Annotated in this window: 26 protein-coding genes; 25 read left to right on the forward strand and 1 reads right to left on the reverse strand. The window is 42.3% G+C overall.

Features of this window, described 5'->3' with window-relative positions; genetic code table 11:
• The first annotated feature begins 676 nt into the window (after positions 1-676).
• On the forward strand, positions 677-1,309 hold the full coding sequence (locus D3P96_RS06095) for a LysM peptidoglycan-binding domain-containing protein (protein WP_124943490.1): 633 nt from the start codon (positions 677-679) through the stop codon (positions 1,307-1,309).
• 90 nt (positions 1,310-1,399) lie between these two features.
• Here D3P96_RS06095 and D3P96_RS06100 read toward each other — a convergent pair whose 3' ends face one another.
• The gene (locus tag D3P96_RS06100) at positions 1,400-1,843 is read right to left on the reverse strand and encodes a hypothetical protein (protein ID WP_124943491.1); all 444 of its coding nucleotides are present in this window, start codon (positions 1,841-1,843) and stop codon (positions 1,400-1,402) included.
• Positions 1,844-2,325: 482 nt separating this feature from the next.
• Between D3P96_RS06100 and D3P96_RS06105 the strand changes: the two genes are divergently transcribed.
• The 24 genes from D3P96_RS06105 to D3P96_RS06215 all read left to right on the forward strand — a co-directional run bounded on the left by D3P96_RS06105 (position 2,326) and on the right by D3P96_RS06215 (position 25,626).
• The gene (locus tag D3P96_RS06105; protein WP_124943492.1) at positions 2,326-2,940 is read left to right on the forward strand and encodes a LysM peptidoglycan-binding domain-containing protein; all 615 of its coding nucleotides are present in this window, start codon (positions 2,326-2,328) and stop codon (positions 2,938-2,940) included.
• Positions 2,941-3,446: 506 nt separating this feature from the next.
• Positions 3,447-4,277 carry a bifunctional hydroxymethylpyrimidine kinase/phosphomethylpyrimidine kinase gene (locus D3P96_RS06110; protein WP_432422548.1) on the forward strand — a complete coding sequence of 277 codons (831 nt, stop codon included), beginning with the start codon at positions 3,447-3,449 and terminating at the stop codon, positions 4,275-4,277.
• Entirely contained in the window at positions 4,267-4,788 is a 522-nt protein-coding gene (locus D3P96_RS06115) for an ECF transporter S component (RefSeq protein WP_124943493.1), read from the forward strand. The genes D3P96_RS06110 and D3P96_RS06115 overlap by 11 nt, the downstream gene beginning before the upstream one ends.
• Positions 4,789-4,807: 19 nt before the next feature.
• Positions 4,808-6,025 carry an MFS transporter gene (locus D3P96_RS06120; RefSeq protein ID WP_244919076.1) on the forward strand — a complete coding sequence of 406 codons (1,218 nt, stop codon included), beginning with the start codon at positions 4,808-4,810 and terminating at the stop codon, positions 6,023-6,025.
• 93 nt (positions 6,026-6,118) lie between these two features.
• Positions 6,119-7,051, forward strand: a complete 933-nt coding sequence (locus D3P96_RS06125) for an L-lactate dehydrogenase (protein ID WP_124943494.1) — start codon at positions 6,119-6,121, stop codon at positions 7,049-7,051.
• A gap of 68 nt (positions 7,052-7,119) precedes the next feature.
• The gene (locus D3P96_RS06130; RefSeq protein ID WP_124943495.1) at positions 7,120-8,283 is read left to right on the forward strand and encodes an exonuclease SbcCD subunit D; all 1,164 of its coding nucleotides are present in this window, start codon (positions 7,120-7,122) and stop codon (positions 8,281-8,283) included.
• Position 8,284: 1 nt separating this feature from the next.
• On the forward strand, positions 8,285-11,446 hold the full coding sequence (locus D3P96_RS06135; protein ID WP_124943496.1) for an AAA family ATPase: 3,162 nt from the start codon (positions 8,285-8,287) through the stop codon (positions 11,444-11,446).
• Between the two features lie 66 nt (positions 11,447-11,512).
• The gene (locus tag D3P96_RS08370; protein ID WP_185696105.1) at positions 11,513-11,662 is read left to right on the forward strand and encodes a hypothetical protein; all 150 of its coding nucleotides are present in this window, start codon (positions 11,513-11,515) and stop codon (positions 11,660-11,662) included.
• A 28-nt stretch (positions 11,663-11,690) separates the two neighbouring features.
• On the forward strand, positions 11,691-12,986 hold the full coding sequence (locus D3P96_RS06140) for a tetratricopeptide repeat protein (protein ID WP_124943497.1): 1,296 nt from the start codon (positions 11,691-11,693) through the stop codon (positions 12,984-12,986).
• A gap of 111 nt (positions 12,987-13,097) precedes the next feature.
• Positions 13,098-13,793, forward strand: a complete 696-nt coding sequence (locus D3P96_RS06145; protein WP_124943498.1) for a tRNA (adenine(22)-N(1))-methyltransferase — start codon at positions 13,098-13,100, stop codon at positions 13,791-13,793.
• Entirely contained in the window at positions 13,780-14,580 is an 801-nt protein-coding gene (locus D3P96_RS06150) for a Nif3-like dinuclear metal center hexameric protein (RefSeq protein WP_124943499.1), read from the forward strand. Before D3P96_RS06145 ends, D3P96_RS06150 begins: the two co-directional genes overlap by 14 nt.
• Positions 14,581-14,594: 14 nt before the next feature.
• Complete coding sequence (gene pepT, locus D3P96_RS06155; protein ID WP_124943500.1) at positions 14,595-15,857, forward strand: peptidase T; 1,263 nt, start codon at positions 14,595-14,597, stop codon at positions 15,855-15,857.
• 223 nt (positions 15,858-16,080) lie between these two features.
• Positions 16,081-17,277 (forward strand): acetate/propionate family kinase, encoded by a 1,197-nt coding sequence (locus D3P96_RS06160; RefSeq protein ID WP_124943501.1) that lies wholly within the window; start codon positions 16,081-16,083, stop codon positions 17,275-17,277.
• 68 nt (positions 17,278-17,345) lie between these two features.
• A complete protein-coding gene (locus D3P96_RS06165) occupies positions 17,346-17,543 on the forward strand; it encodes a hypothetical protein (RefSeq protein WP_124943502.1) in 198 nt (65 codons plus the stop codon).
• Positions 17,536-17,742 carry a helix-turn-helix domain-containing protein gene (locus D3P96_RS06170; protein WP_124943503.1) on the forward strand — a complete coding sequence of 69 codons (207 nt, stop codon included), beginning with the start codon at positions 17,536-17,538 and terminating at the stop codon, positions 17,740-17,742. The genes D3P96_RS06165 and D3P96_RS06170 overlap by 8 nt, the downstream gene beginning before the upstream one ends.
• A gap of 156 nt (positions 17,743-17,898) precedes the next feature.
• The gene (locus tag D3P96_RS06175; protein ID WP_124943504.1) at positions 17,899-18,105 is read left to right on the forward strand and encodes a hypothetical protein; all 207 of its coding nucleotides are present in this window, start codon (positions 17,899-17,901) and stop codon (positions 18,103-18,105) included.
• A 217-nt stretch (positions 18,106-18,322) separates the two neighbouring features.
• Positions 18,323-21,751 carry a pyruvate carboxylase gene (locus tag D3P96_RS06180; protein WP_124943505.1) on the forward strand — a complete coding sequence of 1,143 codons (3,429 nt, stop codon included), beginning with the start codon at positions 18,323-18,325 and terminating at the stop codon, positions 21,749-21,751.
• 90 nt (positions 21,752-21,841) lie between these two features.
• Entirely contained in the window at positions 21,842-22,477 is a 636-nt protein-coding gene (locus D3P96_RS06185) for a hypothetical protein (protein ID WP_124943506.1), read from the forward strand.
• Positions 22,478-22,622: 145 nt separating this feature from the next.
• Positions 22,623-23,549, forward strand: a complete 927-nt coding sequence (locus D3P96_RS06190) for a magnesium transporter CorA family protein (RefSeq protein ID WP_124943507.1) — start codon at positions 22,623-22,625, stop codon at positions 23,547-23,549.
• Between the two features lie 174 nt (positions 23,550-23,723).
• Positions 23,724-23,873, forward strand: coding sequence for a 50S ribosomal protein L33 (rpmG, locus tag D3P96_RS06195; RefSeq protein WP_009496479.1), 150 nt, complete (start codon positions 23,724-23,726; stop codon positions 23,871-23,873).
• Between the two features lie 2 nt (positions 23,874-23,875).
• On the forward strand, positions 23,876-24,145 hold the full coding sequence (gene rpsN, locus D3P96_RS06200; RefSeq protein ID WP_057744040.1) for a 30S ribosomal protein S14: 270 nt from the start codon (positions 23,876-23,878) through the stop codon (positions 24,143-24,145).
• A 101-nt stretch (positions 24,146-24,246) separates the two neighbouring features.
• The gene (locus tag D3P96_RS06205) at positions 24,247-24,582 is read left to right on the forward strand and encodes a DMT family transporter (RefSeq protein WP_124943508.1); all 336 of its coding nucleotides are present in this window, start codon (positions 24,247-24,249) and stop codon (positions 24,580-24,582) included.
• The gene (locus D3P96_RS06210; protein WP_124943509.1) at positions 24,582-24,902 is read left to right on the forward strand and encodes a DMT family transporter; all 321 of its coding nucleotides are present in this window, start codon (positions 24,582-24,584) and stop codon (positions 24,900-24,902) included. Before D3P96_RS06205 ends, D3P96_RS06210 begins: the two co-directional genes overlap by 1 nt.
• A 148-nt stretch (positions 24,903-25,050) precedes the next feature.
• The gene (locus D3P96_RS06215; RefSeq protein WP_124943510.1) at positions 25,051-25,626 is read left to right on the forward strand and encodes a TetR/AcrR family transcriptional regulator; all 576 of its coding nucleotides are present in this window, start codon (positions 25,051-25,053) and stop codon (positions 25,624-25,626) included.
• Positions 25,627-25,634 lie beyond the last annotated feature (8 nt).

Here is a 25,634-nt window from a genome sequence, read left to right on the forward strand (position 1 = left end):
GTGTATCCAACTAATCAGGCAGGTCAACGCGTGGTTCGCTTTAAGTAGCATGAAGAAGAATTTGCGATGTTTGAAGCAGCACTTGTGTAACCCGTGTAATGTAAAAGAATGTTGTATGATGAACCCCAATTCGATAGAGTTAGGCTTCTTTTCATTATTATAGATATACGTCTAAAATAGTGAAAAATGAATGTGATGAACAGCTATCGTCCGCAGGTTGTTATCTAAATACCTGCATTAAATTGGAATTAAGCATCTGATTTGTAACTGATCCTGAAATAAGCTTTATTTTAAACGATGGAGATGCCGGGATCCAGACGAAAACAGGTTGATTAAGTTATAAAAGTGCATAAAAGCCAACTTAATGTTGTCGACGGTTTGCAATCTAACATGATATTTTTACAAAATCCACGACCATATCAACAAAAAAAAGGGATTTTGAATTTATTTTAAATAAACTGCGTCTTTTTCATGACAGAACTATATCCGACTGCAAAAGGATTTCAGTCCATTTGGTCTCCTTAAAAAATTGGTACATTACATATTTTGTCATAAATCGTTATATTTCTGATATAAATAGGAGTGTTTTCCACGGTATAGTATTCCTTGTCGTTAAGGCGACCTACAAAAACAAATTTAAAATTAAACGCTGATAATATAGAGGAGATTAATTTCAATGAATATCAAACAAACAATTCTTATGACAACCGCTGCTGCTGCTGGACTTTTGGGTGCAACCGGAATTGCATCTGCTGATCAAGTGACAATCAAGTCAGGTGACACACTTGCTTCAATTGCTCAAGCTAACAACACAACTGTTGATCACTTGGCATCATTGAACAACATTACTAATGTTGACATGATTTTTGCTGGTGAAACCCTTGAAACTGAAGGACAAGCTACAGCCGTAGCTGCTCCAGTACAACAAGCTGCTGCACCAGTTGCCCAAGCAACTCCTGTACAACAAGCCCCAGTACAAGAAGCTGCTGCACCTGCTGCGCCAGCCGCTTCTGCACAACAAGCCCCTGTACAACAAGCTGCTGCACCAGCCGCTTCTGGTTCTGCTTACGCCGAATTCCTTGCTAATGGTGGATCTGCTGCATTGTGGAACTCTGTGGTTCGCCCAGAATCAGGTGGAAACCCTAACGCTGTTTCAGCAAACGGTTACCGTGGATTAGGTCAAACTAAGGAAGGTTGGGGAACTGGTTCAGTTGCACAACAAACGCAAGGCATGGTTAACTATGCCAACTCACGTTACGGTTCAGTTTCAAATGCCGTTTCATTCCGTCAAGCAAACGGTTGGTGGTAAGATTTAATCTTAACGAAAAAACGTCGTCCCTCAAATGATGAGGGACGACGTTTTTTTGCAAAAAAAGCTCGAATGAGCTAATTTTAAAACTTAAGCATTTTCATTTGAACGGTACTTGAAAATCAAAAGTGCCGCCACAAGCAATGCCAAAATCAATAGAATCCAGTAAGTACCGGTCATTGAAATTAAACGGGTATCCTTGAATAAATTACCTAACCACATGACGACGCCTTGGAAAACAAGAACTAAAAAGGCTAAGGCACCAGTAACTGTTGCGATCGTTTGCATCAACGTGTAGTTCGTGAAGATGGTAATGAGGATCGTCACCACTGAAATCACAAGCAAGGCTAAGACGAGCCAACCCACAAAGCTAGAAAGGTGGAACATGTCTTTAGTGGTGAATGATAAGTTATCGCGGACGCTATTTTTTAAGTCTAATGTAGATTGCATTGGACGGAAAAGTAGCACAATCATAATCAATTCAAGAATTGCTGAAATTGATAAGGTCTTATTCTGCATAAATTTTTCGAACATATTCATACTCCTGGCAGCTTTTAACGTGGTTCAGGATTGCACGTATTTTTATCGAATTTATATGTAAAATACAGCTACTTTGAGTGTAGCGTGTTTCAAGTTTTAGTCAATGGTTGAAACTATCCAATATAACGATGGCTGTCAGTTATATTGATTTGTGTCACAGGCACAGCTTAAAATAAAGGTCATAAACTTAGGAAAAGAAGCAAGATCACCTTGAATTGGGCTGTATCTGTCACAGGCAAGCAAAAAGTTTTGAAAAATTGAAAGAATATATTACAGACGTAAAAAGGCGAGCTAAACACTTTAATACGCATTTCATCAGGTATGTGTGTTTAAGTTTTGCAATAGTTGTAATAGAACGTTAAGTGTTCTGATACACAAAGTGAGCGGGTTAGCGTTATAGTATTCATTGTTGATAAGCAACATATAAAAAATAAATTAAAAAATTAAAAAAGACGTTTTAAAGGAGAGTTTCGATTATGAATATCAAAAAAGCTATGATTTTAACTGGGGCAACTGCTGCTGGATTAGTTGGTGCTTCAACTGCTGCTTCAGCTGACCAAATTACAATTAAGAGTGGTGATACGCTAGCCGGAATCGCTCAAGAACATGGGACAACAACTGAAAACCTTGCAGCAATTAACGCAATTACAGATCCTAACTTGATTTTTGCTGGTGAAACACTTGAAACTGAAGGTCAAGCTGCTCCGGTCGCTGCACCTGCACAACAAGCACCAGTCCAAGCTGCTGCGCCCGTTGCACAACCAGCTGCTACGCAAGCTCCTGCGGCACCTGTTCAAAAGTCAGCTGCACCTGCACAAGTTTCTGCACCAGCTGGGTCAGGTTCAACTTATGAAGAATTTATTGCTAACGGTGGAACTGCTGCAATGTGGCACACAATTGTTCGCCCAGAATCAGGTGGAAACCCTAATGCCATTTCACCAAACGGGTACCGTGGATTAGGTCAAACTAAGGAAGGTTGGGGAACTGGTTCAGTTGCACAACAAACTAAGGGTATGGTTAACTACGCAACTTCACGTTACGGTTCAGTTGAAAATGCCATTTCATTCCGTCAAGCTAACGGTTGGTGGTAAGAAATTATACAAAAAGCACCTATCAGGGTTACCTGGTAGGTGTTTTTTTTGTTGAAAATTAGGTCGTTTAGGATAAGAGTTGCGTATAATCCGGGCGTGAATAATTCCAATTATAAAAATAGATGGTCATGACGGTTAACATGATAAAGAGTACGATCATCAAATAAGTCTCATATCGATTATGATCATGGATGCTAGCAATCAAACGAGGAATACATAAAAGTATTAAACAAATAAGATTGACCGCGATGAGAAAATTCAAAGCATCTGTCGTGTTTAAAGTCATTGAGGAACTTCTTTCATACTTAAATTAAAGGGGGACTTAGTAAACTAAGCAATAATTGTATTATAACGCTTTTTTCTAAAATGTAAGCAAAAAATAAAGTTAACCAGTCGTATAAAGCTTGGCTTTCTGTAAACTTTTGAGCTTTTCTTAAAATCGTATCTTGTTAGTCAGCTCACAGTTAAGGTAAGATGAAGTTAAACAAAAAATGGAGCATGATGAAATGGTGGTTAGAAAAATTGTGACGATTGCAGGCTCTGATAGTCTGGCAGGTGGTGGCATCCAGGCCGATCTAGCAACCTTTGATGAGTATTATTTTCAAGGTTTGAGTGTGATAACGAGTATTGTAACGGTAATTGATGACGATTTTACGATTCATCCTGTCGCACCCAAACTTGTGTTGGAACAAATGCAATCCATATTTGCCTTAGAGGATATTGCAGCTGTAAAAATCGGATTATTACCATCACAAGCACATATAGAGTTAGTTGCTAATTTTTTAAGAGAACATGTGCAGGATACGCCAACCATTGTCGATCCGGTGATGGTGTTTAAAGAAACGGATGATGCGGATACAACGAAAATGGTACAAGCGATGCGAACGAACTTGTTGCCCATAGCAACGGTGGTGACACCAAATTTACCAGAGGCTGAATTATTATCAGGACAACCCATTCATTCTAGTGCAGATTTAACGAATGCTGCTAAACAAATCTTACAGCTGGGCAGTCAGGCTGTATATGCTAAAGGTGGCACACGTTTAGCAGGTAATCAAGTTTCAGATGTACTGGTTACGCAAACGGGTTTTGAAGCCATCTACACACAACCTAAGTTAACCGCTAAGACGAATAATGGGGCTGGGTGCACATTATCGGCGGCCATTGCCAGTAATCTGGGCCAGGCGCAACCTTTAGCAGATGCTGTACAAAAAGCACAAGCCTTCGTGCACGCAGGTATCGCGCATGGGGTACCGCTAAATCAATCATTTGATATTGGAAACGTTTGGCAAGGTGCACAACGGGCAATTCGGGAAGGAAAAATTGATGAAAATTAAAAAGCTGACGGTTTTAAGCGTCATTATTGCAGTGAACTTAGCGTTAAGTTATGTTGTTAAATTACCAAGTCCAACAGGAGCAGGATTTGTGTCGCTCGTGGAAGCTGGAATTTTTATTGCCGCCTGGAACTTCGGTCCACGTGGTGGGGCAGTTGTCGGAGGCGTCACAGGGCTATTGCTCGATTTAATCGCTGGATATCCTCAATGGATGATTATGTCATTGATCATTCATGGGACTGAAGGGTATGTATTTGGTACGGGTGGAAAAAAGATGAAGGGCAAACTCATTACAACCCTGATTGGTGGAGCCATCATGGTATTGGGGTACTGGCTTGCCGGAGCGATGTTGATGTGGTTGATGGGCGGCATGGCGATGCCATGGTCCGCAGCTTTCTTAGCAACAGCTAGTGATATTCCCGGGAATATGATGCAAGTTTTGGTTGGATTTATTGTCCCCTTGATTGTAAACAAACCAATTCAAAGTTTACTAGCTAAAGCGGATATTATTTAATCAGAATTGGGAGTTCATTGTGCAAAAAAAGTATAAGTTAAGTGTTTTAGTCTTATTGAGTTTGAGCGTTGTCTTAATTGGGATGAATATGCGGGCGCCTGTCACAACATTACCGCTAATGTTGAACGAAATCGCGTCAAGTCTCAATGTGGCAACGAGTCAATTGGGCATTTTGACAACAATCCCGTTAATTATGTTCGTATTGGTTTCAAATTTTGCAGCCAAAACGATGCAACTAATGGGGCTGAAACGGGCGATGGCCTTTGCAGTTGCGATGATTTTACTTGGATCGCTCTGCCGTGTCGTGACCAATATGCCAATGATGCTTATTGGGACCGTTCTAATTGGGCTAGGGATTGCGCACTTGAATGTTTTCATGCCTTCTTTTGTCATGGCTTTCTTCCCAACAAAAATTGGGCTTTATACTTCAATTTATACGATGTCGAATATGCTCGGGACAGCCGTGTTTAATGTGCTGACAGCACCGGTCATGGCAAAATGGGGTTGGCATGCGATGATGTGGATTCTAGTCTTACTTCCTGCCTTAGCGCTGGGGGTATGGTTAGTTGCAAGTCGTTTTGCAGAACCGGTAGTGCAAGAGCCAGCCGATGATTTTGATAAAAGTAGTCCACAAGAACCAAAACTACATGTATGGCGCAATCCCCGGGCTTGGGCTTTGCTTTTGGTCTTTGGGTTTCAAGCCATTTTAAATTACACCTTTGTCGCATGGATGCCATCTTTGATGGCGTACCATCACGTTAGTGCGGGCAATATCGGTTGGATCATGGCGCTCTATTCAATTATTGGGATGTTCGTCTCTTTGTTAGTGCCAAACCTCATTGTGCGTTTGACGAAGCGTGGTTTAGCAGGCTGTGTCTTATTTATGGGACTAATTGGTCTGTTAACCGCCGTGATGTTATTTAATCAAAACACGAGTGCAGTTGGCTTTTGGCTAGCATTGGCGTTGATGATTGGGAGTATCACTGCTTTCTTCTTCCTTATCGCCATGACAATGTTTGCAGCTAAGACGACGACACCCTTTCAAACGGCAACGGTGTCCGGGATGGCCCAGTCAGGTGGCTATTTCATTTCTGCCTTTGGTCCAACCTTATATGGTCAAGCGTTTCAGGCTAACCCAGCAGGTAGTGTACAAAATATTGTGTATACCGTAATTGTGGTGTTACTCGTAAGCGTTACATTACTTGTCATTAAGGCGGATCGTATTTTTACAAAGTAATGAATTTTATGAGTTTAAGATTAGACTTTATTTCATGTTATATATTTTGCATTTGTGATTTAGTATACTTGTTTTATTAATGGAGGATATATCATGTCACGTAAAATTGGAATTATTGGAATGGGAAGTGTTGGGAGTGCGATTGCGCACGGATTGATTGCACAAGGTGTTGCTGATGACTACGTCTTTATCAACCGTGGTGAGGCGAAGGCTGTTGCAAATCAACTTGATTTTGAAGACGCAATGGCTAACTTGGAAACACATGCGAACATTACCATCAATGATTGGTCAGCATTAGCTGATGCCGATGTTGTTATCTCAACTTTGGGAAATATGGCGATGCAACAAAACAATCCAACTGGGGATCGTTTTGCAGAGCTTAAATTTACGAGTTCAATGGTAACTTCAGTTGGAACTGATCTTAAAAATTCTGGTTTTACAGGGGTTTTGATTGTCATCTCAAACCCAGTTGATGTGATTACAACGTTATTCAAGGATGTGACTGGATTACCAGCAAGTCACGTTGTTGGAACAGGAACTTTGTTAGATACGGCGCGGATGCAACGCATTGTGGGAGCTAAGTTAAATATTGACCCACGCTCAGTTTCGGGGTATAACCTAGGTGAGCACGGAAACACACAATTCGTGGCATGGTCAACAGTGCGTGCTTTAGGGCAACCAATGAAAAAACTTGCCGCTGCGCGTGGTCTTGACCTTGATGAAATTAGTGATCAAGCACGTAAGGGTGGTTATGACATTGTGAATGGTAAGGGCTTTACCAGTTATGGTGTTGCAACTTCAGCCATCCGGATTGCGAAAGCGGTTATGTCAGATGCGCGTGAAGAACTCGTTCTATCAAACTTGCGTCCAGAATACGAAGCATATCTATCATATCCAGCAATTATTGGTCGCGAGGGTGTTGTCGAACAATGCCAATTGGATTTGACTGAAGCAGAATTAGAAAAATTAAATGCGTCACATGCGTTCATTGCAGAGCAATACCGTGAAGTACGGGCAACGCTATAATAATCAGAGAAACGTTGTAATCATTTTTAGTGATTGACAGCGTTTTTTTAGTCGAAAGAGGAGCCATTATGAAATTCTTACATACGGCCGATTGGCATATCGGGAAAGAACTCGGGGATTATTCCCTGTTGGAGCAACAAAAGACAGCCTTTGAACAGACCTTAGCCATTGCAAAAGATAAGCAGGTCGATGCAATTTTACTGGCAGGAGATTTATATGACCGAAGTATTCCACCCGTTGATGCGGTGAATACGTTAGAGTCAATGTTGCAAAAAATGAATATCGAAGCTAAGTTCCCTATTTTTGCTGTATCTGGGAATCATGATGGACCAACTCGCTTGGGGGCAGGGAAAAAGTGGCGTGAAAATAACAAATTCTTTTTACGCACGACGTTGGCGGAGGCGTTTGAGCCAATTGAATTCGGAGATACGCAAATTTTTATGTTGCCCTTTATCGATCCGTTAGAGGCCCGGGTTTATTACGGGATTAGTAATGAATCAAACGAGTTACGGACCATCAATGCAGTGATGGATCGCGTCGTCGCTGATATGCAGGCTAATTTTGCACCAGATAAGCAACACATTTTGGTGAGTCATTATTATGTGGCAGGTAAGCAAAATGAAGATTATGACCTAACTAGTGAAACGAATTCGAAGGCTGGTGGTTTAAAGAGTATTGATGTGAATCAATTTAATGCGTTTGACTATGTCGCGTTAGGGCATCTCCATCTCAAGCAGGCCAGTCCAAGTGAAACTGTCCAGTATTCTGGTTCACCCATTAAATTTAATACGAAAGAGGCTCAGAGTGAAAAAGGGGTCTTTATCGTAGATGTCAATGCGGATGGTGTGACATCAGAGTGGGTACCTTTGGAGCCGGAAAAAGATTTAATTTTGTTGGAAGCTGATTTCAATACGTTGATTGATCCAGAATTTTATCAACAATACGAGCGCCAAGGGGCGAATCTCTTTAGTATCAAAATGACTGACCGACCAGCAGTGACGGATTTAAGAAGCCAATTGAATGCCATCTATGGTGAAATTGTCGAAATCCAATTCAAACAGAGTCAGGCACAGAGTATTAGCCGGGCGAATAAAATGACGGAACGGGCTGAACAGTCTAATCAAGATTTAATTCGTGAATTTTATGAGAATGTCACAGATGCTAGGTTGACTGACCATCAGGCTGAAATCATTGATCAAACGTTAACCCGTTTGGAACGACAGGAGGATTAAGATGCGTCCGATTAAATTAAAAATGAATTATTTTGGACCTTATGCGGAAACAGAAATCGATTTTCGTAAATTCGATGAGTCCAGCTTGTTCCTCATCAGTGGTGATACTGGTGCAGGAAAAACGACGATGTTTGATGCCATGACATATGCTTTGTATGGCACGACTTCCGGGGAGCGACAACCTGAAGAAATGCGTAGTGAATTTGCAACAGGTGATCAATTAACCGAAGTGCAATTCTATTTTGAACACAATGGACACTATTACGAAGCCAAGCGGACGCCTAAACAAATGGTGACGCCAAAACGTAAAACGGCTAAGAGTGGTGACTTAATTGAACATAAACCAACGGCTAGCTTTGCCGAAATGGATGAGACCTTATCAACACCCATTAAAACGATTGGTGCCAAACAACGTGATGTGAATAGCGCTGTGCAGCAATTGTTACATTTAACGGACGATCAGTTTCGTAAAATTATTTTGTTGCCTCAAAATCAGTTTCGAGACTTCTTGGCAGCTGGTAGTGATGAAAAACTAACCATTTTAAGAAGTTTGTATGGCAGTGAAATCTTTGAAGCTTTTACGAGTGACTTAAAAGATCAAAGTCGCCAAGCACGTGACGCAACGAAACAGTTGGTGGCACAACGCGATAATGTCTTTGACCAAAAAATTTTGGATGAACAACCAGCATATGAGGGTGGCTTTTCAGATAAACTGGCCACTTTGACGGATGTCTTGGCGCAACAAACACAACAAGCGCAAAAGTTGGAAGCAACCTTGACGGATGTGCAAAAACACCGTGATGACGCTCAGACAAACCTCAATGATGCTAAACTTGTGCAAAGCCAATTTGAGCGAAAAGCGACTTTGGATCAGCAATTAGCTGAACTTGAGTTGCAAAAAGAACAGATTGCGCAAAAGCAAACCGAGTTAACTCAGTTAAACTGGTTAGCCGAACAACAAGGCTGGCAACAAGCGGTTACACAAAATGAGCAATTACTTGAGCGGATTAATCAGCAACTGGGTCAAACCAGGCAACAATACGAAAAGTTGCACCAACAACAAGTTCAAGTTGATGCAGCGGTTGCTGAACAAAATGAACTTGCTGATGACATGCACGCAAAGCAAATCCGTCTGCAAAAAATTCAAAGTGAGCTGTTGCCCGCTGCACAACAAAAGGCAGAGTTTGAAGCAACGTTGAGCGATTTGCAGCACCAGATTCAGGAGACTGAACGTCAGGTCCAAGAAAATAAGCAAACCCAAGTTGCAGTACTGGAGCGTCAAACTGAAAATAAACAAGCCCAGGCTGAATTAGCTGACATTGATGCGCAAATGCAGCAGTTACAACAATTGGCAGGGCCGCTACAAATACTGGCAAATTTAGATCAACAACAAGGTAAGACACAAACTGCTTTGGAAAAGGTTGAGCAGACACAAGTTGAGTTGAAAACAGCCCTAAGTGATGCACAAGCTGAAGTTGCACAGGCGCAAGCAGCTAAGCAAGCGCAAGAACACCTTCGGACGCAAGCCTTAGTCGCCCAACTACAGGCGGATTTGCAAGAAGGCGAACCTTGCCCAGTCTGTGGGGTTGTTTATGAGCATCAGGCGGAACATCAAGCTGAAAGTAATGCAGGTACGAATCAGAAGTTGCGTGAGGCAATGGATGCAGTTGATCAGGCTGAAAGTCAGTTGATGTCAGCGCAACAAGCTGAAAATACGATTTCGGTTAAGCTGGAGCAAGCCACAAGCCAGGTTGAAACAGTTGAAGCCGAACTTGCCGACATTAAGCAACAAAAAGATGCTCAACTGAGCGCCGTACAAGAACAAGCAACAACCAGTGGCTTGGATACGCTCGTCGAAACGGAGGACCTACAGGTTGCCTTTGACGAGTTGCAAGCGACCTTAGCCGCCAAGCAAGCCACAGTAAAGACACTGCAACAAACTGCCGACACGATTGCAACAGAGTTAAATGAAGTTAATCAAGAGTTAGCGAAGGCCGAAGAACGGCAGAAAAGCTTTACGGCGCAAGTTGCGGAGACAAAAGTCCGCTTGGCTAAGTTTGATGCTGAATTAGCAACAGTGGCAAGTTATACAGAAGAGCTGGCACAGTTGGAACCGGCGCTTAAAGCCTACCAGCAAAAGCAAACTGAACTGGCTGCGGAACAGGCCGACATTGCCGGACGCTTAGCAACGAATCGCGAACAACAACAAAATCAAACACGTGAACTTGAGGAGCAGCTACAGGTGCAAGCTAACTTACACCAGGATCTGCTTACCTTAATCCAAGGCCAAGCAGCATACACGAGCCAAACGTTTGCCGTTGCGATGGAAGCATTGCAAGCGCATGATTCGCGTGAGGAACTTCGAACGGCTGTGCAAGGTTATGAAAATGAACGTAGTTACGTGGGGCAAGAGTTGGCAGAGTTAAAGACGAAGTTGGGGGAGCAAGTTGCGCCTGATTTAGATAAGTTAACTGAAACGTTGGCCCAAGCGGAACGGGCATTAACCGAACAACAAGCCTTGGTGCAAAGCCAAACGTTGCTTGTGACGCAATTAAAGCAACAGCAGCAACAGGTTTTGGACTTGAATGCCCAAATTGAAAAGTTACAAGCTGAGAATGTCGACTTAATTGCCTTAACGGAAGCAGTTGATGGTGATAATGCAGCCAAGTTGCGTTTGGAACCTTATGTGTTGCAAAGTTTCTTGACAGCGGTATTGGATTATGCGAATGAGCATTTCATTCAACAGTTCTCTGGTAATCGCTACTACTTCCAATTAGGTGAGACGGTTAGTGGACGTTCCAACCAAAATGGTTTGGAGATTGATGTGATGGATCAAGAAACCGATCAACGTCGTAGCACGAGTACGTTATCTGGTGGAGAGTCATTCATTGCTGCCTTATCAATTGCGTTATCAATGGCCGAAGTGGTCCAGATGCGTGCCGGTGGGGCACAAATTGAAGCCCTCTTTATTGATGAAGGGTTTGGTTCGCTTGATGGTCAAACGTTAGAACAAGCCATGGAAGCTCTCGGAAATGTGGAACAAATGGGCCGTCTCGTTGGTGTCATTTCGCACGTAGAAAGTATGAAACAACAAATCCCACAGCAACTGCAGGTTAAAAAGATGGGTAATGGGCAGAGTGCGATTCATTATCAGCTCGCTTAGTGTGGTAGTTTTTTTCCTTAAATTAGCGTATACTAGATGGACAAGAATTAATGAAGGTGAGTTAATATGTCAACAAAAGGTAGTATCAAATCAAACGATTTTGCCCGTGGGGCAGCTAGTAAAGGTCAAGTTTCACAAGCAGATAAGCAAGCACAACGCGAGGCATTACTAGCCAAAGCGCGCCAAAAAGCAACACAGACACAAACAGATAAGTGAACGATTACTTACTTAAGGGGGCAAGTGAATGGCAAGTTATGCAGAACGCATGTTAAATGAGTTAGAACTAGGTCAAACGGAAGATGCCAAGAAATCATATGCGTTAGCATTACGTCATGATGATGATGACACCATTTATTCCTTAGCCGAAGAATTATACGGGCTTGGTTTTTCAAACCAAGCCAAGCGCGCTTATCAGAAGTTGTTGGATAAGTACCCAGATGCCGATGAATTACGTGCCGCACTAGCGGATATTGCCATTGATGAGGGTGAGACTGAAACGGCAATGAATTATTTGACGGAAATCCAACCGGATTCTGATGCTTATTTGCAAGCACTTTTGGTATTAGCTGATTTGTATCAATCTGAAGGGATTTTTGAGTCAGCCGAAGCCAAGTTAAAGCAGGCATACGAGCTCGCTCCAGACGAACCCGTGATCCAATTTGCCTTGGCCGAATACTATTTTGCCTCAGCGGATTATAAGCAAGCAATTCCCTATTACCGAACACTGCTTGAAATGGATGAACGTTATTTCTCAGGTGTTGATATTGCGTCACGGATTGGGGTGGCCTATGCCTTGGTTGGGGATGTTAAGCGCGCTTTGGGTTACCTTGAGCAAATTGAAGAAACCAGCATGACCCCAGATGTTCGTTTCCAATTGGCGATGTTGTATGCGACCGATGAGGAAACACATGATAAGGCGATTGATACATTCGAGGCCTTGCAAAAGATTGACCCAGATTACAGTACGTTGTACGAACCACTAGGTGAATTGTATGAACACCAACATCGTGATGAGGAAGCATTGCAAACTTATCAAAATGGTTTGGCGATTGATCAATTCAATCCTAAGATGTTCGAGCGTGCTGCCATTGTGAGTGAGCGTCTGGGTAATTCAAACGAAGCCCAAAGTTTCTTCAAGGAAGGTTTGGAACATAATCCTGAAGATGTGACATTGACTCTGGATTACTCAGACTGGCTAACCTTGCATGAGCAATATGAAGAAAACATCAATTTGCTAAATGACTATTTGGCAGATGATGAAGCTGATATTGATCCAGCCATGTACCGTAATCTTGCGAAGAGTTATGCTGGTATTGAAGACTTTGATATGGCGGATAAGTACTATCAAGCTGCTTTGCCATACTTCGATACTGACGCTAGTTTCTTGAAGGATGCTTATTACTTCTTTAGAGAAAGTGGTGAGAAGACATTTGACAAAGAGACATTACGTTTGTATTTGAATGTTGTGCCAGATGATTTGGAAATGTTGGAAGAAAAAGATATTCAAGATTTGCAAGACGACGAAACCAACTTATATTAAACAAAAAAGCTAGCTGCGGCTAGCTTTTTTTTCGGACTGAACCCAGCGCCATCAAGGGCTGATGTGTGTTAAAATGAATACAATTAAATTGATGAAACGAGAGTGATAAAAATGGATGCAATGCACTTATCAGACCGCTTAGCGACTGTGGCGGCGTATGTCCCGGACGGCGCACGTCTGGCCGATATTGGTTCAGACCATGCCTATTTACCTGCTAACTTAATTTTGAATAAGCGAATCAAGTTTGCGGTAGCAGGCGAAGTTGCCCAAGGACCTTTGGAAAACGCGGAACAAGAAATTAATCAGCACCATTTGAATGATAAGTTAATCCCACGCTTGGCTGACGGATTAGCTGCGATTCATACCGAAGATCGCATTGATACAGTGGTCATTGCTGGAATGGGTGGTCGGTTGATTCAACAAATTTTAGCAGCTGGTTCTGCTGAAAGTTACCAACGCCTGATTTTGCAACCAAACATTGATGTGGATGCGGTACGCAGTTGGCTTCAAGCAAACCACTATGAGATTACTGATGAACGCGTCTTGCTCGACGATGGTCATTATTATGAAGTTGTGGTCGCTGAGCCAGGTTCAGCTGATTATGATGACATGCAACTTGCCTTTGGTCCGGTTAATATGGTCAAAAATGATGCGATGTGGCGCCAAAAGTGGGAACGTGAACAAGGACGCATGGAAAAAATCATGCAACAACTTGAAGACGTAAACCAAACCGAAGCCGAAGCTTATCAGAATTATGCTGGTCAAGTGGCGCGAATTAAGGAGGTCTTAGCACATGCAGGCGTGTGAGTTAATGAATCAAATTGAAGCCTATGCACCGAAGACATTGGCGTGGGAACGTGATCCAATTGGGTTACAATTAGGCGACCCAAATCAAGAAATTCATACTGTCATGACGGCCCTTGATGTTCGTCCAGAAGTCGTGGATGAAGCAATCTTACGGGATGTTGATTTTATCTTTGCACACCATCCCATGATGTTTCACGCACCGAAGAATCTTGATTTAAGTGATCCACAAAATGCAATGTATGCAAAATTGATTGAACATCATATTGTCGTCTATGCGGCACATACAAATTTAGATGCAACTTATCCAGGAATGAATGATTGGCTCGCAGAAGACTTAATGATTACCAATAATGTGAAGCCATTATTACCAAATGCTGATGGACAAACGGGCATTGGGCGTATTGGTGAGCTTGATGCACCAGTCACGGTAACTGAGTACGCCCAATTAGTGCGTGAAACATTCCAAGTGGCCCATGTTCGTGTGATTGCCAACGATATGGAAAAAAAGATTCAACGGATTGCCGTGCTTGGTGGCGATGGTGGGGATGAGTATTTGCAGGCAAAAGCACAGGGTGCTGATGCCTTTGTGACGGCTGATGTGTACTATCACACAGGTCATGATATGCTCGCCCACGACTTAGTGGCCATCGATCCAGATCATCACATGGAAGCAAATGCAAAACCAAGGATGGCGACTTTAGTCAAAAAGTGGCAAAATAGTAATGGATGGCAGTTATCTGATGTTTTTCCATCAGAAACCAATACTGATCCTTATACTTATATTTAGAAAGAGGTAGATTCATGAGTGAATTAACAGAAATTGCAGCAACATACCCAAATTTGGTTGATCGTTTTGTGCGTTATGCCAAAGTAAATACCCGTTCAAATGAAGACTCAACAACAGTGCCTTCAGATCCAAAAGAAGTTGCCTTCTTAAAAGATTTGGCTGAAGAGTTGAAGTCAATCGGTTTGCAAAATGTGCGTACGATGGATGATGGGTACCTATTTGCTGATTTGCCTGCCAATGTTGATGATGATATTCCTTCAATTGGATTCATTTCTCACGTTGACACAGCTGATTTTAATTCAGAACACGTTAATCCTAAATTTGTTGAAGACTACGATGGTAAATCAACTATCAAGTTAAACGATGAATTTTCTCTTTCACCTGAAGCTTTCCCAAGCTTGAAGAAGTATGCTGGCCACACATTGATTACAACTGACGGTACAACATTACTTGGTTCAGATGATAAGTCAGGGGTAGCTGAATTGGTCAGTGCTGCTGAATATTTGGTGAATCACCCTGAAGTCACTCACGGTGATTTGCACTTCGCATTTGGTCCTGATGAAGAAATTGGAACTGGAGCTGACCACTTCCACGTTAAGGAATTTGGCGCTGATTTTGCCTACACCATGGATGGTGGACCAGTTGGTGAATTGGAATGGGAGACTTTCTCAGCTGCCTCAGCTGACATTAAGATCCAAGGATTGAATGTTCACCCTGGGGATGCCAAGGATACGATGATTAATGCGCTTCAAGTTGCAATTGATATTCACAACAAGTTGCCAGAACATGATCGTCCAGAACATACTGAAGGTCGCGAAGGCTTCTTCCACTTGTTGAAGTTGAACGGAACACCTGATGAAGCAAGCATGTCATACATCATCCGTGATCATGATCGTGCAAAGTTCAATGCGAAGAAGGCTTTGTTGCAAAGCATCGTTGACGAAATGAACAATGACTTTGGTGAAGACCGCGTTAAGCTAGAAATGAACGACCAATACTACAACATGGGTGAAGTCCTAAAGGACAACATGCAACCTGTACATTTGGCAGAACAAGCGATGATTGATTTGAATATCGAACCAATTATCGAACCTGTTCGTGGTGGAACTGACGGTTCAAAGATTACATTCTTGGGCTTGCCAACACCAAACATCTTTGCCGGTGCGGAAAACATGCACGGACGCTTCGAATATGTTTCAACACGTGTGATGAAGCAGGCTGTTGATACAATGTTGAAGATTAACGAATTAAACGTAAATAATTCAATTTTGGATTAATTAAAATGAAGGCATGCGCTACGGCCCATGTCTTTTTTCATTTCTACGAAAAAAATGGTTGGTTTTACCGCTTTCTTAGCATTTTGAATTGTAACTGACCGCAGATAACTATATAATTAGTTAGAGGCACTTAGTGCCAGCAACTAAAGCCAGCTCCAATGGAGTGGGTGGCAAGTGAATGATTTGAAATGTAAAATATATTTGAAAACGAGGGAGTTTAAGCATGTCTAAAACATTAGCGATTAATGCTGGTTCATCTTCATTGAAATTCCAATTATTGGAAATGCCAGCCGAAAAGGTCATTGCCAAGGGACAAGTTGAACGCATTGGTATGGATGAAGGGGTCTTTACCCTAAAGTATAATGGTGAGAAGACTGAAGTTTTGAAGGCCTTCCCAGACCATCGTGCAGCCATCGAAGAAATGCTCGAACAATTCAACGACAAGCAAGTTGTGGCTGACCTATCTGAAATCACTGGTGTTGGACACCGTGTCGTTGCCGGTGGAGAATGGTTTAACAAGTCTGTTATCGTTGATGACGAAGTCTTGGAAAAGATTAACCGTTTGGCTGCTTATGCGCCTTTGCATAATCCAGCCAATGCTGCGGGTATCGAAATCTTCCGTGAATTGTTGCCAGATGCTGTTTCAGTTGCCGTATTTGATACAGCCTTCCACCAAACAATGCCACGTGAAAACTACCTATATTCACTACCATACGAATACTACACAAAGTATGGGGCACGTAAGTATGGTGCCCACGGAACATCACACCGTTATGTTTCAGAACGTACTTCAGAAATCTTGGGACAACCCCTAAAAGGGATGAACTTGATTACGTTGCACTTGGGTGCCGGAGCTTCAATCACAGCCGTTAAGGACGGAAAGTCATTGGATACATCAATGGGATTCACACCATTAGCTGGAATCACAATGGCAACACGTTCTGGTGACGTTGATCCTTCATTGGTTTACTACATCCAAGAACACGAAGGGCTTACCAACGAACAAATGTTGTACATCTTGAACAACAAGTCAGGTTTGCTTGGAATCTCAACATTGTCTTCTGACATGCGTGACTTGGAAGAAGTTGAAGAAACCAACGAACACGCCAAGTTGGCAATGGATATCTTTATCGACCGTGTTGTCCGTTACATTGGTCAATACTATGTTGAAATGGGCGGCGTTGATGCTTTGACATTCACAGCTGGAATTGGTGAAAATGCTGCTGAAGTCCGTGAGAAGATTATCAACCGTCTTGAATTCATGGGAATCAAGATTGATCCTGAAGCGAACAAGACCCGTGGTGAAGAAAAGATTATCTCAACTGATGATTCAGCCGCTAAGGTTTTGGTCGTACCAACGAACGAAGAATTAGAAATTGCTCGTGACGTTGAAATGTTGAAGAACAAGCAAGACCGTTAATTTAAAAAATGAACCAAGTTTCTGTCACAAGAAACTTGGTTTTTATTTTAACGACTGGGAGGAATAGCATGACTGAAGTAAACAAGCAAACTGAAGCTAATAAGAGATGGCAAGAAAACAACCGTGAACGAGCGAAGTTCTTACGCAATCGTTCAACATCACGCTCGTTTATCCGCAAACAAGCGATGAGTGAGGATCTGGATGAGCTACAGGGACTGATTGATGAACGCCGAACAAACTTGGCATCAGGAGAATTAGATGATTAATTTAAATGATAGCGACATTATGGATTCAAAGACAGCAGCTGAAGCTTGGGGTAAAGCCAGTGATTATGTCAGGCAAATGTATTTTAAATACCCCGAGAAATTTCCAGAGGGTTCCATCCGTAAGTTTGGTCGCCAACTTGTGGTGACACGCGAGGGGATGGAAGCAGTGACCGGAGTTAAAAAGCCAGAGTCATTGTAAAAAAAGCATGTGACGGATCTGCAGCATTTGGTGTAAAATAGTGTTAGATAAACCAAGCTAGGTTTATCGTAATGAAATGACAGATAACCGCATGGATTTTAAGCTAATTGTATGGTCAACATATTAAACTGGTTTTAATCATAAAGGAGGATCTAGATGAGTCTATTATTTTTCATCATTTTAATGATGGTTGTTGGTGTATTTTATGTACGCCGTAAGGCCCGCCGCATGTTTGCTAACTTAAACGAACAAATGGATCCTTATCGAGAAACTTTTGATAAGGCAACCAAGAAAACTAAAGTTGACCGTAAACAAGTCTTTGATGGTCAATTCGAAGAAGTTCGGACGACAAAAGAACCCTAATTCAATTTAAATTCCTTAAACGCTCGGTATGCATTGCATGCCGGCGTTTATTTTTTTGCAGTAAAACGGTTTAAAACCGAATGAAATATCCGTAATTTCCGAATGATTTTAATTAAGACACCAAAAACGATGGTTTTTTAGCCAAATCTCATGTATATTAGAGATAAGGTTTGAAAAATTAAATTCTTTTTAAAATATTTGAAAAAAGAGGTGTGAGATGAACAAGTTACTAATCGCCAACCGAGGAGAAATCGCCCTTCGGATTATTAGAGCAGCTAAAGAGCTAGGCCTTCAAACAGTTGCTATTTACGCTAAGGCAGATCAGTACGCTGTGCATCGTTTTGCCGCCGACGAAGCTTACCAAGTCGGGACGGATGATATGACGGTTGACGCCTACCTTGATATTCCGGCAATTATTGAGGTGGCAAAAGCGCACCAAGTAGATGCGATTCATCCAGGTTATGGCTTCTTATCCGAAAATGCTGAATTTGCGCAAGCAATCAGTGATGCAGGAATAAAGTTCGTAGGTCCAAAAGTGGCCCACCTTGAAATGTTTGGTGACAAGATTAAGGCCAAACAAGCAGCGTCAGCTGCAAATGTTGCCAGTGTGCCCGGTACAGATCATCCAGTTGAAACATTGGATGAAGCCTTGGCTATTGGTGAAGAATATGGCTATCCATTGTTTGTTAAGTCTGCTGCCGGTGGTGGTGGACGCGGAATGCGTGTCGTTGAACACGCTGAAGAATTAAAGGAAGCTTTCCAACGGGCCGCTTCTGAAGCGAAAGCATCATTTGGTAAAAGTGATGTTTATTTGGAGAAGTATTTACAAGATCCAAAGCACATTGAAATTCAAATTTTAGCTGACGAACATGGGCAAGTGATGCATTTGTTTGAGCGTGACTCTTCCGTCCAACGTCGTCACCAAAAAATCATTGAATTTGCGCCGGCCGTGTCAATAAAAAATGAGCTCCGTGAACAAATTCAAGCAGCTGCCGTACGTTTGATGGCCAGCGTTGGTTACCAAAGTGCTGCAACAGTCGAATTCTTGGTCGATGGGGATGATTTCTACTTCATTGAAGTGAACCCCCGTGTTCAAGTTGAACATACAGTTACTGAAGTAGTAACAGATATTGATATTGTCCGTAGTCAACTTTTGATTGCGATGGGCTATGGTTTGCACGAAGAACCTTTGAACTTGCCTGAACAATCTCAATTAAAAGAACATGGTGTTGCGGTTCAAGCCCGTATTACGACGGAAGACCCAGCCAACGACTTTATGCCTGACTCAGGGACGATTCGTTGGTATCAACAACCAGCTGGACCTGGGATTCGTGTTGATGCTGGGACAGTTTATGCTGGGGCTAAAGTTACCCCTTATTTTGACTCGTTGCTATTAAAGATTATTGCGCAAGGCCGTGATTTCGATGAAGCAAATACACGTATGGAACGCGCCTTGAATGAGTTACAACTACAAGGGGTTAAGACTAACACGGACTTCCTGGCCCAAATGTTTGCCCACCCAACTTTCACGAGTGGACAAGCTGCCACCACCTTTGTGGATGACCATGGTCAAGAATTTATCCGTAAGTCACCAGCTGATACCCAACAACAGTTGTTGGACTATATGGCTGAAATCACGGTTAATGGGTTCCCTGGGGTTAAGAATCCTGATGCAAAGCCAACTTTGGTTGATTACACACCACAAAAGTTGGTATTGCCAGAAGAATTAGTGACGGCTAAGGATGTTTTGGATGCACAAGGACCAGACCAAGTTGTTGATTGGATTAAGGGACAATCAGAAGTGTTGCTCACTGATACGACGATGCGTGATGCCCACCAATCACGATTCGCCACACGTTTCCGCACGAAAGACATGGTTGATATTGCTGAACAGACTCAGACAACGCTGCCAAACCTTTTCTCAAATGAGATGTGGGGCGGGGCCACGTTTGATACGGCTTACCGCTTTTTGGACGAAGATCCATGGGATCGTTTAAAGCAATTGCGTGAAAAAATGCCACGTACACTGACCCAAATGTTGTTCCGTGGCTCAAATGCGGTGGGGTACCAAAACTACCCTGATAATGTGATTCAAGAATTTATTCATTTAGCTGCGAAAAATGGGATGGATGTCTTCCGTATCTTCGATAGTTTGAACTGGTTACCTCAAATGGAAACCTCAATTCAAGCGGTGCGCGATGAAAATAAATTGGCGGAAGTGACGATGGCTTACACGGGTGATATTCTTGACTCAAGCCGCACAAAGTACACGTTGCAATACTATGTTGATTTTGCCAAGCAGATTGAAGCCGCTGGGGCACACATTCTTGCCATTAAGGACATGTCTGGATTGCTTAAGCCTGAAGCTGCCTATCAATTGGTTTCAACTTTGAAGAATGAAGTTGACTTGCCAATTCACTTACACACGCATGATACAACTGGTATTGGTGTTTCAACATATGCCCGTGCGGTTGAAGCTGGTGTTGATATTATTGATGTCGCGCAATCAGCCATGGCAAGTACAACATCACAACCATCATTGTCTTCAACGTACTATGCTTTGAGTGGCAACGAGCGTCAACCAACGTTGGATATGCCGGCAGTTGAACGCTTGAACCAATATTGGCAAGGCGTGGCGCCATACTATCAAGACTTTGAAAATGGGATGCGTAGTCCACAAACTGACATTTTTGAAGTTGAAATGCCTGGTGGACAATATTCTAATTTGCAACAACAAGCGAATGCCTTGCACTTGGGTGATCGTTGGAATGAAATCAAGCACATGTACGCGGAAGTGAACCGATTGTTTGGTGACATTATCAAGGTGACGCCATCATCAAAGGTGGTTGGGGACATGGCACTCTTTATGGTCCAAAATGATCTCACACCGGATGATATTTATGCGCAAGGCGCACAACTTGATTTCCCACAATCTGTTGTTGATTTCTTCAAGGGTGACATTGGACAACCAGTTGGTGGTTTCCCAACTGATTTGCAAGCAATCATCTTGAAGGGACAAGCACCATTGACGGAACGTCCTGGAGCTTTGGCCGAACCATATGATTTGTCACAAATTAAAACAGATTTGACAGTTGAACTTGAGCGCGAACCAACGCCAGAAGAAGTGATTTCAAAAGCCCTTTATCCAGAAGTGTTTAGTGATTACGAACAAAAGCAAGCAATGTTTGGGCCAACCACTGTTTTGGATACGCCAACATTCTTCTATGGCTTAAAAGCGCATGAGGAGACGGTGGTGCAATTTGCGCCAGGTGTCACAATGATGGTCACATTGAATGAAATGAGTGAACCAGACGCTGATGGTGTCCGTACGCTGTACATGGCTTTGGATGGACGCCCAGTTGAAGTGGTGGTGCATGACCAAACAGTCGATGTGCAATCAGTCCAACATCGTCAAGCTAAAGCAAGTGTTCCTGGTGAAATCGGGGCAACGATGGCGGGAAACGTCGTCAAGGTAACGGTTGCAGTTGGGGATGAAGTTGCGGTTGGTGATACTTTGGTAATCACTGAAGCAATGAAGATGGAAACAACCATTCAAGCACCTGTTGCTGGAACGGTTTCAGATATTTTAGTTCAAGCGGGTGATCAAATTTCCGCTGGTGACTTACTCATGACAATCTCTGAATAAATCAAAAGACGGTCGGTTGATCGTCTTTTTTTTTGATTGGCCCTAGATATGGTAGAATGATTAAGAATAAATCGGTACAAGAGGTGAAACATGCAACAACAATGGTGGCAACATAAAATATTTTTTGGATTAGGTGTGGTTGGCGCGTTAACGTACTTTTTTGAAAGTATTGTCGGGGTATTAGTTTGGCCCGCATATCAACCCTTAGCCTATCCGATTGCGATTTTAGCGGCACAAGATGCGCCACATCGTATTGGCTTTTTGATTGCCCAGGTGATTGCAGGTATTATGATTGCGATTGCTTTGGCAGCAATTTGGTCATACCATCAATTCCAACATGAACGGAAGATGGCGCAAGGCAGTGCAGCCATGCTGTTTAGTTTTATCGCGTGGGTGCTCGTGAATAATTTTTGGCCCAATTTCACCATGGTGAATTATGTGGTTCCAGAAAATTTTCCAGCTAAAAACGTGGTAATGGCGGTCATTATTGTCGTCTTAGCTGCAGCAATGCTATATTATGCAAAACAAATTCAGAAACTAGATTGGTGGAGTTTAAGCAACGTCTTAACGGTTTTTGCCTTACTTTTCGTGATATTTAGTGTCCTTGAATTTGGGATGCAGGTATTGAATTGGCCGTTCCGCGGTTTCTTTGATATTTTAGCAACGGATTCACTGGCTCTAGGATTAGGCTTTACTAGTTGGTACTTTATGCGCCAAGCCATCTAACCTAAAACTACCTCAATTTGAGGTAGTTTTTTTTGTTAGTTAAATTAAATAGTATGGACGTGGTATACTAGTTGTTAAACCTAAAATGATCTGGGTGCGAAACGTTATTGCGCATCACAGCGAATGCAAAGGAACGTGTTAAATTATGTTAAAGCAATTATTTGCAGGAAGTCAGGGAACTTTCTATCATGCTGATGATTTAGAAGATGATGAAGTTAAAAAACTAAATGTACCGGTATCGTTTATTAAAGACGTTAACGATGAAAATGAAGCAGCTCGCTGGCATTACTCAAAGAGAGACGAGACATTAACACTCTTTATTGATGCCGTTGTAGTGGATAATGATGTGCCATCAGAAGGTGCTTATCATACTGAGTCGGTTGCTTTTTTGCTCCAAATGAAAGAACACCGCGTCTTGATGTTTACGCGTTCATCGATGAACTTTTTAGCCGATCATATTGCACATAAGTTAACTAGCAGTGCTAAGGCGACAACGCCAATTGATTTGTTATATACAGCAATTTTGGTCGTATACTCGGATTACCAATCCGCTTTGAACAAGTTAGATGTCTTACGACGTAAGTTTCAAAATCAATTTTATCGTAAGACAACTGGCTTTGGTGGGGATCTAGATAGTATTTGGACCGTCACAAATGCGTTACTTTATATTGACTCTTCAATTGAAGATAATGAGGATGTTATCGACAATATGACGAGCCAATTTAATGAATATAAGCCTGATTCACAAACTGATTTCTTAAAAAACCGCATTAACATTGAAGCACAACAAGCACATAAAATGGCTGATTTGCTTAGTTCAGTGGTTGGTAATATTGCGGATTCTTATTCATCACGAAATGATCGTAATTTGAATTGGATTATGCAAATTTTGACGGTTTATTCAGTTGTTTTGACGATTCCAACAATTATTACTGGTTTTTATGGTCAAAATGTGAAATACTTGCCCTTCGCCTTGCATCAGAATAGTTGGCTAATTACAATTCTGATTACGTTAGTGCTCATGTTGCTTGCAACGATTTGGTTCTGGCGTCACGGATATTTCGATAAATAATAGAATTTGTCTGAAAAGACTTGATAAATTCTTAAATATTCTGTATAGTTATCTTTTGTAATTTACTAGCTATTGTAACGGCGCAAGCTTGGGGTTTGGCCCATGCAGCCATACCTGTCGTTCAATCGGTAGGTGAGAGGCATCTCACAAAATACATTCGAAGGAGTTATGTTAATGCGCATTAACATTTTATTAGAGTCAGCAGAGACTGGCGAACGTATCTATTTAACTTCTAAGAACCGTCGTAACACACCGGATCGTTTGGAGCTTAAGAAGTATTCTCCAAAGTTGCGTCGTGTTACAGTGTTCAAGGAGGTCAAGTAATCATGGCTAAAAAGTCAAAGATCGCTAAAGAAAAGAAGATTGAAGCAACCATCGAAAAGTACGCTGAAAAGCGCGCTGCTTTGAAGGCTGCCGGTGATTACGAAGGTTTGTCAAAGTTGCCTCGTAACGCTTCACCAGTTCGTGCCCACAACCGTGATCGTATCGACGGACGTCCACACGCTTACATGCGTGAATTTGGAATGTCACGTTTGAACTTCCGCCAGTTGGCACACAAGGGTCAAATCCCTGGTGTTAAGAAGGCTTCTTGGTAATCGGCAGATTACTTTAAGTCTTTAAAAAGAGCATCCACTTCTGTGGGTGCTCTTTTTATACATAGTAGTAGTTATAAAACGATTTAAAGGAGGGTAGATGGATGAAATTATTACTTAAAAATCCGTGGATGACAATTTTAGTTGCCATTATTTTCGAAAGTGGCTGGGTTGTCGGCATTAAATATGCTCACACGCCCGTAGAGTGGATTCTAACGATTATTTCTTTGTTAACGTCATTTGGGTTGTACCTGATTGCAAGTCGCAAGCTGCCCGTCGGAACGACGTATGCCGTCTTCGTTGGTTTGGGATCAGCCGCCACCGTTTTGATTGGTTGGTTAGTCTTTGGCGATGCACTTTCAATCAGCCAATTACTTTTCTTAGTTATCCTACTCGTTGGGGTAATTGGTTTGAAGCTAGTTGAGGAGGAGACTGACTAATGGCATGGATTATTTTATGTTTAGCAGGATTGATGGAAGTTGCCGGCGTGGTCACTTTGAATGAATATAATCGTCGTCGGCGTTCATACCTTATTTTCTTCATGGCTGCCTTCATGATTTTGAGTGTGAGCTTGTTGGGCGTTGCACTACGGACCATCCCAATGGGGACAGGATACGCCATCTGGACGGGAATCGGCGCAGCCGGTGGAACGATTGTTGGTATGTTGTTCTACCATGAGTCACGTGATTGGAAACGTATCTTGTTTATCAGTTTAATTATTATCGGGGCTGTTGGTTTGAAGTTCACCACTGGTGCCTAAGACATTCGTGAAGACGAATGTCTTTTTTATTAACGGTAATAAGGCCGTCGGGTGTGTTAAAATGACAATAGGGATTCGGATAAAAAGATGAAGGAGAACCCGCTGCCGATATTAAGTGAAAATAAAGGCAGGTTGGCTATACTAAAAGATGCGAAAAAGGGATGAAAAAAAGTTAATAGCACTTGAACAAGCCGCTTTTGATTTAGTACAAGAAAATGGTATTAGTCAATTAAGCATTAGTAAGCTTGCCAAACGCGCCGGTGTGTCAGTTGCGACGGCTTATATTTATTTTGAAAATAAATCGGATCTGCTGGGGCATTTGTATCAATCTGTGCGTGAGCAATTGATTGATGACGTTCAAACGCCAACAGAAAATTTGCCTGTAACTGAACAGTTTGCACAAGTGATGCGTGATTACGCGCAAAACTTTGCCAAAGCACCAAAAGAACTGAATTTCATGGCAGCTTTAGCAGCTAATCCTGAGTATCTTCCAGAAACGATGCAAGCAGATACCACGCTTTTGGGGCCAGCAATGTTAACCGTTATCAAACGAGCCTACTTGCAAGAACAATTAATGACTGATAATGTAGATTTGATTGTGGCGCAAGCACTAGAACCATTGCAGTGGCTCTATCAAGCACGCGCGCAACACCAAGCTAAGGTGCAGGATAGCGAGCTTGATGTGCTCATTACGATGGCAACTCGAGCGATTTTTAAAGCATAGAACACACT

It is taken from the genome of Weissella viridescens (genome assembly GCF_003862435.1).
Lineage (GTDB): Bacteria > Bacillota > Bacilli > Lactobacillales > Lactobacillaceae > Weissella > Weissella viridescens_A.

What these genes read in the sequence shown, in the direction of transcription:
- D3P96_RS06175 (WP_124943504.1), top strand. Translation starts at nt 17,899, where the DNA reads ATGAGTCTATTATTTTTCATCATTTTAATGATGGTTGTTGGTGTATTT.
- rpsN (WP_057744040.1), top strand. Translation starts at nt 23,876, where the DNA reads ATGGCTAAAAAGTCAAAGATCGCTAAAGAAAAGAAGATTGAAGCAACC.
- D3P96_RS06140 (WP_124943497.1), top strand. Translation starts at nt 11,691, where the DNA reads ATGGCAAGTTATGCAGAACGCATGTTAAATGAGTTAGAACTAGGTCAA.
- D3P96_RS06215 (WP_124943510.1), top strand. Translation starts at nt 25,051, where the DNA reads ATGCGAAAAAGGGATGAAAAAAAGTTAATAGCACTTGAACAAGCCGCT.
- pepT (WP_124943500.1), top strand. Translation starts at nt 14,595, where the DNA reads ATGAGTGAATTAACAGAAATTGCAGCAACATACCCAAATTTGGTTGAT.
- D3P96_RS06105 (WP_124943492.1), top strand. Translation starts at nt 2,326, where the DNA reads ATGAATATCAAAAAAGCTATGATTTTAACTGGGGCAACTGCTGCTGGA.
- D3P96_RS06165 (WP_124943502.1), top strand. Translation starts at nt 17,346, where the DNA reads ATGACTGAAGTAAACAAGCAAACTGAAGCTAATAAGAGATGGCAAGAA.
- D3P96_RS06130 (WP_124943495.1), top strand. Translation starts at nt 7,120, where the DNA reads ATGAAATTCTTACATACGGCCGATTGGCATATCGGGAAAGAACTCGGG.
- D3P96_RS06135 (WP_124943496.1), top strand. Translation starts at nt 8,285, where the DNA reads ATGCGTCCGATTAAATTAAAAATGAATTATTTTGGACCTTATGCGGAA.
- D3P96_RS06185 (WP_124943506.1), top strand. Translation starts at nt 21,842, where the DNA reads ATGCAACAACAATGGTGGCAACATAAAATATTTTTTGGATTAGGTGTG.
- D3P96_RS06110 (WP_432422548.1), top strand. Translation starts at nt 3,447, where the DNA reads ATGGTGGTTAGAAAAATTGTGACGATTGCAGGCTCTGATAGTCTGGCA.
- D3P96_RS06150 (WP_124943499.1), top strand. Translation starts at nt 13,780, where the DNA reads ATGCAGGCGTGTGAGTTAATGAATCAAATTGAAGCCTATGCACCGAAG.
- D3P96_RS06180 (WP_124943505.1), top strand. Translation starts at nt 18,323, where the DNA reads ATGAACAAGTTACTAATCGCCAACCGAGGAGAAATCGCCCTTCGGATT.
- D3P96_RS06160 (WP_124943501.1), top strand. Translation starts at nt 16,081, where the DNA reads ATGTCTAAAACATTAGCGATTAATGCTGGTTCATCTTCATTGAAATTC.
- D3P96_RS06210 (WP_124943509.1), top strand. Translation starts at nt 24,582, where the DNA reads ATGGCATGGATTATTTTATGTTTAGCAGGATTGATGGAAGTTGCCGGC.
- D3P96_RS06205 (WP_124943508.1), top strand. Translation starts at nt 24,247, where the DNA reads ATGAAATTATTACTTAAAAATCCGTGGATGACAATTTTAGTTGCCATT.
- D3P96_RS08370 (WP_185696105.1), top strand. Translation starts at nt 11,513, where the DNA reads ATGTCAACAAAAGGTAGTATCAAATCAAACGATTTTGCCCGTGGGGCA.
- D3P96_RS06100 (WP_124943491.1), bottom strand. Translation starts at nt 1,843, where the DNA reads ATGTTCGAAAAATTTATGCAGAATAAGACCTTATCAATTTCAGCAATT.
- D3P96_RS06115 (WP_124943493.1), top strand. Translation starts at nt 4,267, where the DNA reads ATGAAAATTAAAAAGCTGACGGTTTTAAGCGTCATTATTGCAGTGAAC.
- D3P96_RS06095 (WP_124943490.1), top strand. Translation starts at nt 677, where the DNA reads ATGAATATCAAACAAACAATTCTTATGACAACCGCTGCTGCTGCTGGA.
- rpmG (WP_009496479.1), top strand. Translation starts at nt 23,724, where the DNA reads ATGCGCATTAACATTTTATTAGAGTCAGCAGAGACTGGCGAACGTATC.
- D3P96_RS06190 (WP_124943507.1), top strand. Translation starts at nt 22,623, where the DNA reads ATGTTAAAGCAATTATTTGCAGGAAGTCAGGGAACTTTCTATCATGCT.
- D3P96_RS06145 (WP_124943498.1), top strand. Translation starts at nt 13,098, where the DNA reads ATGGATGCAATGCACTTATCAGACCGCTTAGCGACTGTGGCGGCGTAT.
- D3P96_RS06170 (WP_124943503.1), top strand. Translation starts at nt 17,536, where the DNA reads ATGATTAATTTAAATGATAGCGACATTATGGATTCAAAGACAGCAGCT.
- D3P96_RS06125 (WP_124943494.1), top strand. Translation starts at nt 6,119, where the DNA reads ATGTCACGTAAAATTGGAATTATTGGAATGGGAAGTGTTGGGAGTGCG.